The sequence below is a fragment of the Leuconostoc fallax genome (genome assembly GCF_004354645.1).
GTDB lineage: Bacteria > Bacillota > Bacilli > Lactobacillales > Lactobacillaceae > Leuconostoc_B > Leuconostoc_B fallax.
Genome location: NZ_PUFI01000014.1, coordinates 192014 through 205648 on the forward strand (window position 1 = coordinate 192014; position 13635 = coordinate 205648).

13 protein-coding genes and 1 tRNA gene are annotated in these 13635 nt (G+C 38.1%); 12 read left to right on the forward strand and 2 right to left on the reverse strand.

Annotated elements, in window-relative coordinates; translation table 11 throughout:
• Positions 1 to 57: 57 nt before the first annotated feature.
• Positions 58 to 1245, forward strand: a complete 1188-nt coding sequence (gene tuf / locus C5L23_RS05270) for an elongation factor Tu (RefSeq protein ID WP_010007766.1) — start codon at positions 58 to 60, stop codon at positions 1243 to 1245.
• A gap of 87 nt (positions 1246 to 1332) precedes the next feature.
• On the opposite strand, the gene C5L23_RS08635 is transcribed toward tuf, so the two are convergent.
• Entirely contained in the window at positions 1333 to 1455 is a 123-nt protein-coding gene (locus C5L23_RS08635) for a hypothetical protein (protein WP_275668019.1), read from the reverse strand.
• Positions 1456 to 1593: 138 nt separating this feature from the next.
• On the opposite strand from C5L23_RS08635, the gene C5L23_RS05275 reads away from it, so the two are divergent.
• From C5L23_RS05275 to C5L23_RS05310, 8 genes are all read left to right on the forward strand, one after another.
• Positions 1594 to 2328 carry an amino acid ABC transporter ATP-binding protein gene (locus C5L23_RS05275; RefSeq protein WP_133264398.1) on the forward strand — a complete coding sequence of 245 codons (735 nt, stop codon included), beginning with the start codon at positions 1594 to 1596 and terminating at the stop codon, positions 2326 to 2328.
• 57 nt (positions 2329 to 2385) lie between these two features.
• A complete protein-coding gene (gene uvrC / locus C5L23_RS05280; RefSeq protein ID WP_133264494.1) occupies positions 2386 to 4179 on the forward strand; it encodes an excinuclease ABC subunit UvrC in 1794 nt (597 codons plus the stop codon).
• Between the two features lie 127 nt (positions 4180 to 4306).
• A complete protein-coding gene (obgE, locus tag C5L23_RS05285) occupies positions 4307 to 5623 on the forward strand; it encodes a GTPase ObgE (protein ID WP_010007763.1) in 1317 nt (438 codons plus the stop codon).
• Positions 5624 to 5797: 174 nt separating this feature from the next.
• A complete protein-coding gene (gene alsS / locus C5L23_RS05290; RefSeq protein WP_010007762.1) occupies positions 5798 to 7474 on the forward strand; it encodes an acetolactate synthase AlsS in 1677 nt (558 codons plus the stop codon).
• 37 nt (positions 7475 to 7511) lie between these two features.
• Positions 7512 to 8225, forward strand: coding sequence for an acetolactate decarboxylase (budA, locus tag C5L23_RS05295; protein WP_010007760.1), 714 nt, complete (start codon positions 7512 to 7514; stop codon positions 8223 to 8225).
• Between the two features lie 137 nt (positions 8226 to 8362).
• Positions 8363 to 8722, forward strand: a complete 360-nt coding sequence (rplS, locus tag C5L23_RS05300) for a 50S ribosomal protein L19 (RefSeq protein WP_010007758.1) — start codon at positions 8363 to 8365, stop codon at positions 8720 to 8722.
• Between the two features lie 123 nt (positions 8723 to 8845).
• Positions 8846 to 8917, forward strand: a tRNA-Glu gene (locus C5L23_RS05305).
• A 68-nt stretch (positions 8918 to 8985) separates the two neighbouring features.
• Entirely contained in the window at positions 8986 to 11334 is a 2349-nt protein-coding gene (locus tag C5L23_RS05310) for an FtsK/SpoIIIE family DNA translocase (protein WP_133264399.1), read from the forward strand.
• A gap of 54 nt (positions 11335 to 11388) precedes the next feature.
• Here the strand turns inward: C5L23_RS05310 and C5L23_RS05315 are convergent, their stop codons facing one another.
• Positions 11389 to 11595, reverse strand: a complete 207-nt coding sequence (locus C5L23_RS05315; RefSeq protein ID WP_010007756.1) for a DUF4044 domain-containing protein — start codon at positions 11593 to 11595, stop codon at positions 11389 to 11391.
• A 103-nt stretch (positions 11596 to 11698) separates the two neighbouring features.
• Between C5L23_RS05315 and C5L23_RS05320 the strand changes: the two genes are divergently transcribed.
• The 3 genes from C5L23_RS05320 to rsmH all read left to right on the forward strand — a co-directional run bounded on the left by C5L23_RS05320 (position 11699) and on the right by rsmH (position 13616).
• Positions 11699 to 12043: a DUF3397 family protein gene (locus C5L23_RS05320; protein ID WP_133264400.1), complete on the forward strand. Its 345-nt coding sequence runs from the start codon at positions 11699 to 11701 to the stop codon at positions 12041 to 12043.
• 162 nt (positions 12044 to 12205) lie between these two features.
• Positions 12206 to 12637: a division/cell wall cluster transcriptional repressor MraZ gene (mraZ, locus tag C5L23_RS05325; protein WP_010007750.1), complete on the forward strand. Its 432-nt coding sequence runs from the start codon at positions 12206 to 12208 to the stop codon at positions 12635 to 12637.
• Between the two features lie 25 nt (positions 12638 to 12662).
• Positions 12663 to 13616: a 16S rRNA (cytosine(1402)-N(4))-methyltransferase RsmH gene (gene rsmH / locus C5L23_RS05330; protein WP_010007749.1), complete on the forward strand. Its 954-nt coding sequence runs from the start codon at positions 12663 to 12665 to the stop codon at positions 13614 to 13616.
• The last annotated feature ends 19 nt before the right edge of the window (positions 13617 to 13635 follow it).

Consider the following 13635-nt stretch of genomic DNA (forward strand, 5'->3'; position numbering starts at 1 on the left):
ATCTTATAAACATTTTGTGGAATTTAATTGCAAAATGAAATTTTGGAGGAAACTACATTGGCTAAGGAAACTTACGTTCGAACTAAGCCCCACGTTAATATTGGAACTATTGGTCACGTCGATCATGGAAAGACAACTTTGACTGCTGCTATCTCAAAAGTATTGTCAGATAAGGGATTGTCACAAGCAACTGATTTTGCTGCTATCGATAATGCGCCTGAAGAAAAAGAGCGTGGTATCACTATCAACACTTCACACGTTGAATATGAGACTGAAAAGCGTCATTATGCTCATATCGATGCCCCAGGTCACGCGGATTATGTTAAAAACATGATCACTGGTGCCGCTCAAATGGATGGTGCCATCTTGGTTGTTGCTGCAACTGATGGTCCTATGCCACAAACACGTGAACATATCTTGTTGGCACGTCAAGTTGGTGTTGACTACCTTGTTGTGTTCTTGAACAAGACTGATTTGGTTGATGATGAAGAATTAGTTGACTTGGTTGAGATGGAAGTTCGCGAATTGTTGAGCGAATATGATTTCCCAGGTGACGATATTCCTGTTATCAAGGGTTCAGCTTTGAAGGCTTTGGAAGGTGATCCTGAACAAGTTAAGGTCATCGAAGAATTGATGGATACTGTTGATGCATACATTCCAGAACCAGCACGTGAAACTGACAAGCCTTTCTTGATGCCTGTCGAAGACGTATTTACAATCACTGGTCGTGGTACAGTTGCTTCAGGTCGTGTTGACCGTGGTGTCTTGACTACTGGTACAGAAATTGAAATCGTTGGTTTGCATGACGAAGTTAAGAAGACTACTGTAACAGGTATCGAAATGTTCCGTAAGACTTTGGATGAAGCTCAAGCGGGTGATAACATTGGTGCATTGTTGCGTGGTGTTGACCGTAACGAAATCGAACGTGGCCAAGTTTTGGCAAAGCCAGGTTCAATTCACACACACAAGAAGTTCAAGGCCGAAGTCTATGTTTTGACTAAGGAAGAAGGTGGACGTCATACACCATTCTTCACTAACTACCGTCCACAATTCTACTTCCACACAACTGATGTTACAGGTGTTGTTGAATTGCCAACAGGTGTTGAAATGGTTATGCCTGGTGACCAAGTGACATTCGAAATCGAATTGATCGCACCAGTTGCCATCGAATTAGGTTTGAAGTTTACTGTTCGTGAAGGTGGCCACACTGTTGGTGCCGGAACTGTTACAGAAATCGAAGACTAATAACATCAAAAAGTACGTTTAATTACGTGCTTTTTTTGTTATAAAAAAAGCATGCGCGATAAGCACATACTTTCTTTTATATTTTAATTATTTATTTTTTTGTCCAAGTGCCTTTTGACGCTTGTCATTTTCGTCATCACTTTTAGGTAAAGAAATAATGCTGTCTAATGTGTTGTTCAAATGTTCTTCTTGATTGATAATCTTAGCCATAGCAAGCCTCCAGTTCATTTTGATATAATCAAAATTTTATGCAATAATATACAAGGTATTCATGCTTATATGTATATTATACATACTATAGAATTTATTTGCTATACTAATAATCAGTAAATAGATGTGGAGCTCATTATGACAGAATTATTGAAAATACAAAAATTAAAAAAACAGTATGGTGAAAAAGTTATTTTTGATAACGTTAATGTTAACGTTACATCTGGAGAAGTTATTGCGGTCATTGGGCCGTCTGGTGCTGGTAAATCGACATTTTTACGGGCAATTAATATGTTGGATGCGCCAACTAGCGGTAAAGTTTTATTTGAAGATACTGATTTGACGCAGTTAAATGATAAACAGCTCGATAAATTACGTGAGAAGATGGGAATGGTTTTCCAAAGTTTCAATCTTTTTCCTAATTTAACGGTCCTTGAAAATATTAAACTAGCGCCGCTTAAAGTAAAGAATGAGTCTAATGATGTTGCAACTGAAACAGCTAAAAAACTATTAGCACAAGTTGGCTTGTCAGATAAAGCTGATATGTATCCAGCTAGTTTGTCTGGTGGGCAACAGCAGCGTGTCGCAATTGCTCGTGCGTTGGCAATGTCACCTGATGTGTTATTGTTTGACGAACCAACTAGTGCATTAGATCCAGAAATGGTTGGTGAGGTGTTGTCAGTTATGAAGGAATTAGCAGAAGCCGGTATGACGATGATTGTTGTGACACACGAAATGGGCTTTGCAAAAGAAGTCGCTGATTCGGTTTGGTTTATGGCAGATGGTGGCATTCAAGAGATTGCTTCACCAAATGACTTTTTTAGCGCACCTAAAACAGAACGTGCTAAGGATTTCTTAGAAAAAATAGTATAAGCTAATTTTAACGTCCAGAAGGGCGTTTTTTATTTGGACTCATTGTATAATAGAGTTATGCTAGCTGGTATTTCACAACATATCGAACAAAAGCTTGCCTTGCTCCCTAATGAGCCAGGTTCTTATCAGATGAAAGATGAAACTGATAAAATCATTTATGTAGGTAAAGCTAAAAATCTTAAAAACAGAGTTCGTTCATATTTTAAACAGGATCATACAGGAAAAACTGCAGAATTAGTCAGTAAAATTATTGATTTTGATTTTATTGTGACAAATTCTGATAAAGAAGCTTTTTTACTGGAAAATGAATTAATTAAAAAATATAAGCCTTATTATAATATTCGTCTGAAGTATGGTACAGGCTATCCTTATATTAAAATCACATATGAATTAAATCCGAAAATGGCGTTGGTTAATGAGGTTAAAAAAGATCGAGGCTTTTATTTTGGCCCTTATCCTAATGTTTATGCTGCACAAGAAACACTAAGATTTTTAGAAAAAAATTATCCTTTACGGCGATGCAATGGTTACCAAGGAAGACCTTGTTTGTATTACAATATGGGACAATGCCTTGGTGCTTGTTGGCGTGAAGTACCGCAAGTGGAGTATCAAAATCAAATTCAAAAAATTAAGCGTTTCTTGAATGGTGATACAAAAGAAGTTAAACAAGCTATCACGCGAAACATGATTTTAGCGGCTGAAAATTTAGAATTTGAACGGGCTGCTGATTTAAGAGACCAGCTACACTATATTGATGAAACTGTTGAAAGCCAAAGGGTATTATCAAAGGATACAACACCACGAGACTTGTTTAATTTTTATATGGATAAAGGATGGATGACAGTAGAAGTATTCTTTTTGCGTCAAGCACGACTTATTCGTCAATTTAAACAGACGTTTGCAGTTATCGGTGATGCAAATGAAGAACTGACAAGTTTTATCCAGCAATTTTATTTGCAAAAAAATATTCAAAAGCCACGTGAAATTTTGGTGCCAACTGGTATCGATGATAAGACGTTATCCAGTGCATTAGGTGTACCAATTAGGACACCACAGCGTGGTGAAAAAAAGGCATTAATGGATCTAGCCCAAAAAAATGCTAAAATCGCATTAGAAGAAAAGTTTAGGCTGTTAACACTCAATGAACAAAAAACAGTTGGTGCGATGAAGCAAATTACTGATGCTTTGGACATTCCAATGGGACATCGTATTGAGGCGTTTGACCATTCACATACACAAGGCACAGATATCGTGAGTGCGATGGTTGTATTTGAAGATGGTAAACCCAATAAAAAGCTCTACCGTAAATTTAAAATTAAAAGTGTCGCACATTCAGATGAATGGGCAGAAACACAAGAAGTCATTCGGCGACGATACTCACGATTACTAAAAGAAGGTAAACCATTACCAGATTTAATCTTAATGGATGGCGGTGAGATACAATTACATGCCGCTAAAGAAGTTTTGGAAGATGAATTGGGTTTAAGTATTCCAGTTGCAGCAATGGTTAAGAATATTAAACATCGAACGGCTGATTTAATTAATGGTAAAACGAAAGCAATTGTGACGCTAGATAAACAAAGCGAGGGATTTTTTTTAGTACAACGTATTCAAGATGAAGTACATCGTTTTGCGATTAGTTTCCATCGGCAATTACGCTCAAAACATTCACTGGCGTCAAGACTTGATACGATTCAAGGTGTTGGACCCAAAACAAGACAAAAACTTTTGCGTCACTTTGGGTCACTATCAAAAATTGCCAATGCTTCCGTTGAAGAGTTATCAGCAATAGGTGTTAATGAGAAGTTAGCCAGGGTGATTCAACTTTCTTTGAATACAAACAAAGAATAAATAGTTGAGTTATGTTAAACTGGATAAGGCAATATTCGCATATTCTACCAAGTAGATGAAATAAGGAGAAATGTAGTGATAATGACTGCAGTAGTGTAGCTATTATCATACAAGTTAAATAATTATTATGGCATTTGTTGATCAAGCACAAATAGAAGTAAAAGCAGGTAAAGGCGGCGATGGTATCGTTTCTTTTCGTCACGAAAAGTTCGTGGCTATGGGAGGACCGTTTGGTGGTGACGGCGGTCATGGCGGTAGCATTATTTTTAGAGTTGATGAGGGACTAAGAACCTTAATGGACTTTCGTTATAATCGTCATTTCAAGGCGCAACCAGGTGGCAATGGCGGTACGAAAGGCATGACAGGCGCTTCTGCACAAGATCGTTATATTAAAGTACCCCAGGGGACAACTGTTACGGATGCAGATACCGGTAAAGTTTTGGGTGATTTACTTGAAAATGGTCAAGAACTTGTTGTCGCTAAAGGCGGTCGAGGCGGTCGAGGGAATATTCATTTTGCAACACCTGCCAATCCAGCACCAGAATTGTCTGAAAATGGTGAACCTGGGCAAGTCTTTAATTTAAAGCTAGAGTTGAAAGTATTGGCTGATGTTGGTTTGGTTGGTTTCCCTTCCGCTGGTAAATCAACTTTGCTGTCTGTTGTATCAAATGCAAAACCTAAGGTAGCAGCTTATCATTTTACAACATTGTCACCAAATATTGGTATGGTTCGTTTAGATGATCATAATGATTTTGTCATGGCAGATTTGCCAGGATTGATTGAAGGTGCATCACAGGGGATTGGTCTAGGTTTCCAATTCCTAAGACACGTTGAACGAACGCGAGTGATTCTTCATTTGGTTGATATGAGTGGTATTGAAGGAGAGGATCCTTACCAACAGTATCGCAGAATTTTATCTGAATTAGAGCAGTACGATCGTACTATATTAGATCGGCCACAAATTGTTGTGCCAACTAAAATGGATATGCCGGATAGTGAAGAAAATCTAAAAACATTTACGGAACAAGTAACGGCAGAGTCTGGATTGTCAACTGTACCTAAAATAATGCCAATATCAGCAATGACACGGACGGGTGTTGATAGTTTGATGCGTGAAACGGCTAATCTTTTGGCAACAGCACCATCACCAGAAGTTTATCAACCAGAAGTCGCACCAGTTGATGAGAAGGTTTATAAATTTGAGCCAGAACAACATGACTTTAAGGTTGAATGGGTAGAAGAAGAAGAAAAGTGGTTGTTGAGTGGGGATGAAATTGAAAAACTGTTCAAGATGACCAATCTCCAACGAGAAGCAACGATTATGCGTTTTGCCCGTCAATTACGCCACATTGGTGTAGATGATGCTTTGCGTGAAGCAGGAGCAAAGGATGGCGATAATGTTCGGATTAATAATAGTGATTTCGTCTTTGAATTTAGTGATTAATTGAATATTGAGATAAAAGACAGTTCAAGATTGTGAACTGTCTTTTATATTGTGAATTTTTGATCATTGATACTACAGTACTTTTCACAAAAAAATGTTTAAAAGTTAGTGAAAAGTGCTATTATTAAAGGCAATAAGTATTAAATATCAAAAATAATGATTGGACTGATACAAATGAACGAAATAAAAAGATATGGTGCAGATGTTGTTGTTGAAAGTTTAGTGAATCATGGTGTTGAAGTTGTCTTTGGTATTCCTGGCGCAAAAATTGATCGCTTGTTTGAAACTTTAGAGCATCCTAATGCTGGACAAAAAGTACCAAAATTAATTGTGACGCGTCATGAACAAAATGCGGTTTTCATGGCACAAGCTTATGCAAGAATTACTGGTAAAACAGGTGTTGTTTTAGTTACCTCAGGACCAGGTGTTGGTAATTTAGCAACGGGGTTAATGACAGCAACAGCTGAAGGTGATCCGGTACTTGCTATTGGCGGTCAAGTACCACGAAAAGACTTGTATCGTTTAACACACCAATCAACAAAATCAACAGCATTATTTGAACCAATCACGAATTTTAGTTCAGAAATTCAAGATCCTAATAATATATCAGAAATTATTGCTAATGCTTTTGTTGCAGCTAATGGTGCGAAAAAAGGTGCTGCTTTTGTTTCTTTGCCACAAGATATTGACGATGCTGAAGTGGATACACCAGTATTGCCAGTTATGCCAGAAATTTCAATGGGATCAGCAAATGATCGAGATTTAAACTGGTTAGCTGACAAAGTGAAATCAGCCGTGTTACCAGTTATTTTAATTGGCGCACGTGGTTCTGACGACGAGACGGTCATTGCTTTACAAAGTTTATTGAAAGAAACACAAATTCCTGTTGTTGAGACGTTCCAAGGTGCTGGTGTGATTTCTAGAGAATTAGAAAAAACTGCGTACTATGGGCGAATTGGATTGTTCCGTAATCAGGTTGGTGATAAGCTGTTGCATCAATCGGATTTGGTAATCACGGTTGGCTATGATGCAATTGAATATGAGCCACGCAATTGGAATAAAGAACAGCAACTCAATATTGTAGCCATCGATACTTTTCCAGTTCAAATTGATAATCATTTTGTGCCACAAAGGCAACTTATCGGCAAGCTTAGCGAAATTTTGAATGCATTAAAACAGGCTATTGTGGGCTATCAACTCGGGTCTAATAGTTTAGAGACACTAAAAGCTTTGAAACAACAATTGATAGCGTCAGATGAACCTAACTACACACCAGCTGTAGATCATTTGAATCATCCTTTAGATGTCATTCGCGCACTACAATCACATATTACCGATGATATGACAGTGACAACCGATGTTGGCTCTCATTATATTTGGATGGCGCGTCATTTTAAATCTTATGTTGCACGACATTTCTTAATTTCTAATGGTATGCAAACTTTGGGTGTCGGATTACCTTGGGCGATGGCAGCGGCAATGGTAAGGCCACAGGCAAAGGCAGTATCCGTTTCTGGTGATGGTGGTTTCTTCTTTAGCGCGATGGAATTAGAAACGGCAGTACGTTTGAAGTTAAATACGGTGCATATTGTTTGGAATGATAATGCACATTATGACATGGTAAAATTCCAAGAAGAAATGAAATACGATGGCCAATCGGCCGGCGTTGATTTTGGTCCAATTGACATTGTTAAATATGCGCAAAGTTTTGGTGCCAAAGGATTACGGGTGACGAGTCCGCATCAACTGGATGCGATTTTTGATGAGGCTTTTGCGACGAACGGACCAGTTGTGGTCGATGTACCTGTCGATTACTCACATAATGCTGAATTAGGCATGAATTTGCTTTAATAACATTGCATGGAATTTAGAAGAAAGAGCGCATAAAATGACAAAGTTATATGAACACGGGACACTAGCCATGCTCATGGACGGCATGATGGATGGGACTATGACATTAGCTGATTTAATGACACATGGTGATACTGGCATTGGTACGTTGACTGGGACGAATGGTGAATTGACCATTCTTGATGGCGAAGTTTATCATGCGAAGAGTGATGGTGAGGTCGTCCATATAACTGATTTAACAGTTGCGACGCCATTTTCTTCTGTGCACTTCAATGAACCCACAGTTATGTTAGCGTTTGATGTAGTCGATGCACAGTCATTGACAGCCCATTTGGGTGACCATGATTTAGCGAATGTATTTTCTGGTATCAAGTTGCATGGGACGTTCCAGCATATTCATGTGCGTGTTGCCAAAGAGCAGTCTCAACCTTATCCATCATTACTGGACGTCGCTGAGGGGCAAGCCGAGTTTCAAGCGCGTGATATAACGGGAACTCTGGTTGGCTACTATGCACCTGAAATTTTTGCTGGACCAACAACAGCTGGTTGGCATATTCATTTTATTAGTGATGATAAGCAGTTTGCAGGGCATGTATTAGATTTTTATGCATCCCAGTTGAAAGGATCGTTACAAATATTTGATGATTTTGTGCAACATTTACCGGTAGATAATCAGAGTTTTAGAAAAATGAAGCAAAATATGAATGGATTGAAAGAAAATATTGCCAAATCAGAGGGTGGACATCATTAATAGATGTTGCTGTGATTTAGCTAGACAATATGACTTATTTTTGTTAGAATTAAATTTGGCTATATGCCATATTAACGATAATCCGCTGTGCGTTTAGCCTAAGGGCAAGTATAAGATTGTCGACTAGGAGAATGACAATGCGTCAGAACAAAATTTTAGAGAATGTAACTTCATCACAATTGCGTAGCGATATTCCTGATTTCCGTGCCGGAGATACAGTTAAAGTATACGCACGTATTGTTGAAGGTTCACGTGAACGTGTGCAGTTATTTGAAGGTGTTGTGATTAAGCGTAAGGGTGCGGGTATCCAAGCTACTTATACTGTTCGTAAGATTTCTTCAGGTGTGGGTGTGGAACGTACTTTCCCATTGCATTCACCACGTGTTGATAAGATTGAAGTAACACGTCATGGTCGTGTACGTCGTGCAAAGTTGTACTACTTGCGTGCCCTACAAGGTAAGGCAGCTCGTATTCAAGAACGTCGTCGTGATGTTTAATTAATTGAGCTGAAAATCATCCATTTTTAATGGGTGATTTTTTATTTAAATAAAAGCTTGACGTTATCTAAAATTCTTGGTATTCTTATATAGTTGTTTGATACGAACAACGTAATTGACCATGGCTCGTTGGTCAAGTGGCTAAGACGCTGCCCTTTCACGGCGGAATCGAGAGTTCGATTCTCTCACGAGCTACTAACAAACCGTTGCACATTGGTGTAGCGGTTTTTTGTTTGGTAGAATATTGAGTAGAGGTACATATTTTGACACAAAGAAGACGTACAAGTTCAAAAAGAAAAACAACTCGAACAAGGAATAAAGGGTCGCAAGACCATAAAATTACGCAAACCATTTGGTTGTTAATTGGTATTCTAGTCAGTGTACTTGGAATCTTTCAATTAGGATTAGTTGGTGTATATGTTGCCGACATTGTACGATTTTTCACGGGTAATTTATATATTGCTTGTTTAGCACCGTTGAGCATTTACTTAATTTACATCTTATTATTTAGACAACGCCCAAAAATAGCTGGTCATTATTGGTTAGGGGCAATAATGGGACTTATATCCTTGCTGACGATATCCTCTTTAATGCTTTTCACGCAAACACTAAAGGTTGAGGGGGGTTATGCCTCAGAAGTCATCCGGATTATTGGACAAGATTTTATGACACAATCAGCTAAAACTCCTGTAGGTGGGGGTATGATTGGTGCGTTATGTTATCAAGTTTTGCAGATGTTGGTTGCAAATATTGGTACCTGGATTTTGTCAATACTACTACTAATGAGTGGTGTTATTGTATTTTTCCGTATACCAGCACGTGATATTGCACAATTAGGATTAGAAAAAGTCAAGCAGATATTCTTAGCATGGCAAGATAAGCGGCAACAACAGACGAAATCTAAATCTGATCGGAAACAAAAAGATACAGCTGATGCAACGCCGGTTCGTGCTTCAAATACTGTTAACATGAGACCATCTAGCAAAACAGTACCTGATGATGAGGTGGCAACAACTGAATTCACACAACCTGAAATTAAATGGAATCGGCCAACGCCAGAGCCAGAGGCATCCATGGCGCCAAGTTTATCAAATGAAAAAGAAAATAAAACATCAGCCGATGATGATATAACGTTAGCAACGGAAATTTCAAGCAATGATAATCCAGATTATCAACTGCCTAATCCAGAATTGTTAACACCAATTCCACCAACAGATCAAACAGCAGAGTTTAATCAATTGACTGAAAAATCGCGTATCGTACATGACACTTTGAAAAGTTTCAATATTGATGCGGAAGTCACTAGTGTTTCACTTGGACCAACTGTGACACAGTATGAATTAAAACCAGCTGTCGGAGTGAAAGTATCACGCATTGCTAATTTAGCTGATGACTTAGCAATGGCCTTGGCAGCCAAATCAATTCGAATTGAAGCACCTATTCCAGGAAAGCCATATGTTGGCATTGAAGTCCCCAACGAAACACAAGCAACTGTTGGTTTTCGTGATATGGTTGAAAGTGCGCCACAAAATAATAAACCATTGACAGTACCTTTGGGTCGTGATGTTACGGGTAATATTATTATGGCGGATTTACAGGCGATGCCGCATTTATTGATTGCCGGATCCACAGGATCAGGAAAATCTGTTGCTATTAATGGAATCATTGCCTCGCTATTACTAAAGGCCAAGCCCAATGAAGTGAAATTGATGATGGTAGATCCTAAAAAGGTTGAATTATCAGTTTACAATGGAATTCCACATTTATTGACACCAGTGGTGTCTGAACCGCGAAAAGCAGCCAAGGCATTACAAAAAGTTGTGACCGAGATGGAACGTCGTTATGAATTATTTGCGCAATTTGGTATGCGAAATATTGCAGGGTATAACAAAGCGGTTGACCAACAAAATGAACAAAAGCCAGAAACAACAGATACGGTAATGCAAAGGATGCCTTACATCGTTGCAATTGTTGATGAGTTAGCTGATTTAATGATGACGGTTTCTGGGGAAGTGGAACCAGCTATCATTCGTATTGCACAGATGGGGCGTGCAGCCGGTATTCACTTAATCTTAGCAACACAGCGTCCATCTGTTGATGTTATTACGGGTCTAATTAAAGCCAATGTACCAAGTCGTGTTGCTTTTGCTGTTTCTTCAGGAACAGATTCACGGACAATTCTTGACGCTAATGGTGCTGAAAAATTGCTTGGACGTGGAGATATGATTTTTGCACCGTTAGGTAAGGTGCCACAACGTGTGCAGGGTGCTTTTATTAGTGATAGTGACGTTGAAAACTTAGTTGATTTTGTTAAGAGCCAACAAGAGGCTGAATATGTTGAAAGTATGACAGTTACAGATGAAGAAGTTGAACAGAATGGTCAAAATTCAGCAGCGAATAGTGAAGATGAGTTATTCCAAGATGCATTGAACTTTGTCATTCAGCAACAAAAAGCATCTACATCACTATTGCAAAGGCGTTTTCGTATTGGGTATAATCGTGCCGCACGGTTAATTGATGATTTGGAGTCAGGTGGTTATATTGGCCCAGCAGATGGATCAAGACCACGGCATGTCAATATACAAGATGGTAGTTCGGGTACAGAACATTAAAAAAAGAGATAGGCAATCTGCCTATCTCTTTTTTTATTTAATATCAAATGTAATTTAACCCAATGCACTAATTGAAGCATATACAACAGAGCCAACCATCAAAATAATCATCACCCATGCCATAACGAGTGTTATTTTTTCAAGTCTTGTTCTTGATTTCTTTTCGGTTTTTGGCAATCTATTATGATGTTGATTTAATTTTGCATCAATCTCTGCTTGTAATTTTGCATTAACGGGCTGTTTTGGATGTTCTTCTGACATAGTCCACCTCGTTTTTTATTCTATAATAGTGTAACATGTTTATACAGTACAGACAAAACGTCTGCTATAGTATATAAATTAAGGCAAAAAAGTGGGGTGTCTCATGACAAATTGGTGGTGGTGGCCGATTGGCGTGTTATTATTTGATGTCGGTTGTTTTATCATTAACAAATTTCTAAATAAAAATCGTTTGAATATATTAGATATCATTGTCATACCAAATTGGATTGGCTTACATTATACAATGGGTTATGCATTTGGATTGTCATATATTTGGTGGTTACTATTAGCTTGGTTAATTGTAGGTCTTTTATTAGCAGGATGGTTAATGTCAAACACGAAACGTTGGCGCTGGCAAAAATTTTGGCGTAATTATTGGCGCCTAAGTGGTTTAGTGGCGGTGCTATTATTTATTTTTTTAATCATCATAAAATTAATTATGGGATAATCTCCCACTTATTTATTATCTATTAAGAAAGTCATGTTGTTGAGATACAACATGGCTTTTTTGTAACCAAAATTTACTGAATGATAACAATTTTAAAATTGGGTGGTGGGAAGTGGTGGATTGTGGTAAATTAATAATATAGAAATTACTGGAGGTTCCTGCATGTTCATGGGTGAATATCAACATACCCTAGATACTAAGGGGCGCTTAATTATTCCAGCTAAATTTCGTAATCAACTAGGCGAAAAATTTATCATAACACGCTGGTTAGACCGCTCTTTACGGGGAATGCCTATCGAATTGTGGCATGAACTTGAAGCCCAGTTAAATGCTTTACCAGCTGGTAAAAGTGATGCACGAAAGTTTCGCGCTTTAGTTTTTGCTGGTGCGATGGCAGCAGAATTTGATAAACAAGGGCGTATTCTTTTACCTGCAAATCTAAAAGGCTATGCTGATTTAACAAAAGATGTTGCTGTAACTGGTAATGGTGATTCTTTTCAAATTTGGAATGCGCAACATTGGCTAGAATATCAGCGTGAAGCTGAAGCAAATTTTGATAGTATTGCCGAAGATTTATCAGATTTTGATTTTTAAATTTTTGTTAACAAAGGAATCTTGAATGAATTTTGAACATACAACCGTGCTATTACATGAAGCCATTGCGTTGCTTGATATTAATCCTGAAGGGATTTATGTTGATGCAACACTTGGCGGTGGTGGACATACTGGTGAAATATTAAAGCAATTGACCACTGGTAAATTGTATAGTTTTGATCAAGATGATACGGCAATCCATTATAATAAAGCCCAGTACGCTGATGAAATTACTGCTGGCAAACTAATTTTAGTACACCAAAATTTTAGAAACTTAACGCATGTATTGCATCAGGATGGTATCACTTCAGTGAATGGTATCGTTTATGATTTAGGCGTGAGTTCTGTGCAATTTGATGACGGGCAACGTGGCTTTAGTTATAATTACGATGCTGAATTGGATATGCGCATGGATCAACGTCAGGCATTAACAGCTAAAATAATTGTTAATGAATGGCCATTTAATGATTTGTTACGTGTACTCAGTCGTTATGGTGAGGATCGATTTGCTAAATCAATTGCACGTAAAATTGAGCAATATCGTGAAAAGCAACTGATCGAAACCACTTTTGAGTTAGTAGATATCATTAAAGATGCGATACCGGCGCCTGCTCGAAGAAAAGGTGGTCATCCGGCAAAACGTACTTTTCAAGCATTACGCGTAGCCGTTAATGATGAATTAGGTGCTCTAGAGGACTCTTTAACACAAGCAATCGATTTATTAGGTATCAATGGCAAAATTAGTGTTATTACTTTCCAGTCATTGGAAGATCGCTTAGTTAAACAAATGTTTCGAGAAAAAGTATCATTACCTGAATTGCCAGCAGGTTTACCATTATTACCAGAACAAATTGAAGTAGACTATCGATTATCAAATCGCAAGCCGATTTTACCAAGTCAACAAGAAATCGCTCATAATCATCGTGCTGAGTCCGCAAAGTTACGAGGTATTGAACGAATCCATATGAGTGATGAATAAATTTAATATGTATTTAAAA

Excerpts from the sequence above, each read along its gene's own strand:
- C5L23_RS08635 (WP_275668019.1), bottom strand. The coding sequence starts at position 1,455 with ATGGCTAAGATTATCAATCAAGAAGAACATTTGAACAACACATTAGAC.
- C5L23_RS05275 (WP_133264398.1), top strand. The coding sequence starts at position 1,594 with ATGACAGAATTATTGAAAATACAAAAATTAAAAAAACAGTATGGTGAA.
- uvrC (WP_133264494.1), top strand. The coding sequence starts at position 2,386 with ATGCTAGCTGGTATTTCACAACATATCGAACAAAAGCTTGCCTTGCTC.
- obgE (WP_010007763.1), top strand. The coding sequence starts at position 4,307 with ATGGCATTTGTTGATCAAGCACAAATAGAAGTAAAAGCAGGTAAAGGC.
- alsS (WP_010007762.1), top strand. The coding sequence starts at position 5,798 with ATGAACGAAATAAAAAGATATGGTGCAGATGTTGTTGTTGAAAGTTTA.
- budA (WP_010007760.1), top strand. The coding sequence starts at position 7,512 with ATGACAAAGTTATATGAACACGGGACACTAGCCATGCTCATGGACGGC.
- rplS (WP_010007758.1), top strand. The coding sequence starts at position 8,363 with ATGCGTCAGAACAAAATTTTAGAGAATGTAACTTCATCACAATTGCGT.
- C5L23_RS05315 (WP_010007756.1), bottom strand. The coding sequence starts at position 11,595 with ATGTCAGAAGAACATCCAAAACAGCCCGTTAATGCAAAATTACAAGCA.
- C5L23_RS05320 (WP_133264400.1), top strand. The coding sequence starts at position 11,699 with ATGACAAATTGGTGGTGGTGGCCGATTGGCGTGTTATTATTTGATGTC.
- mraZ (WP_010007750.1), top strand. The coding sequence starts at position 12,206 with ATGTTCATGGGTGAATATCAACATACCCTAGATACTAAGGGGCGCTTA.
- rsmH (WP_010007749.1), top strand. The coding sequence starts at position 12,663 with ATGAATTTTGAACATACAACCGTGCTATTACATGAAGCCATTGCGTTG.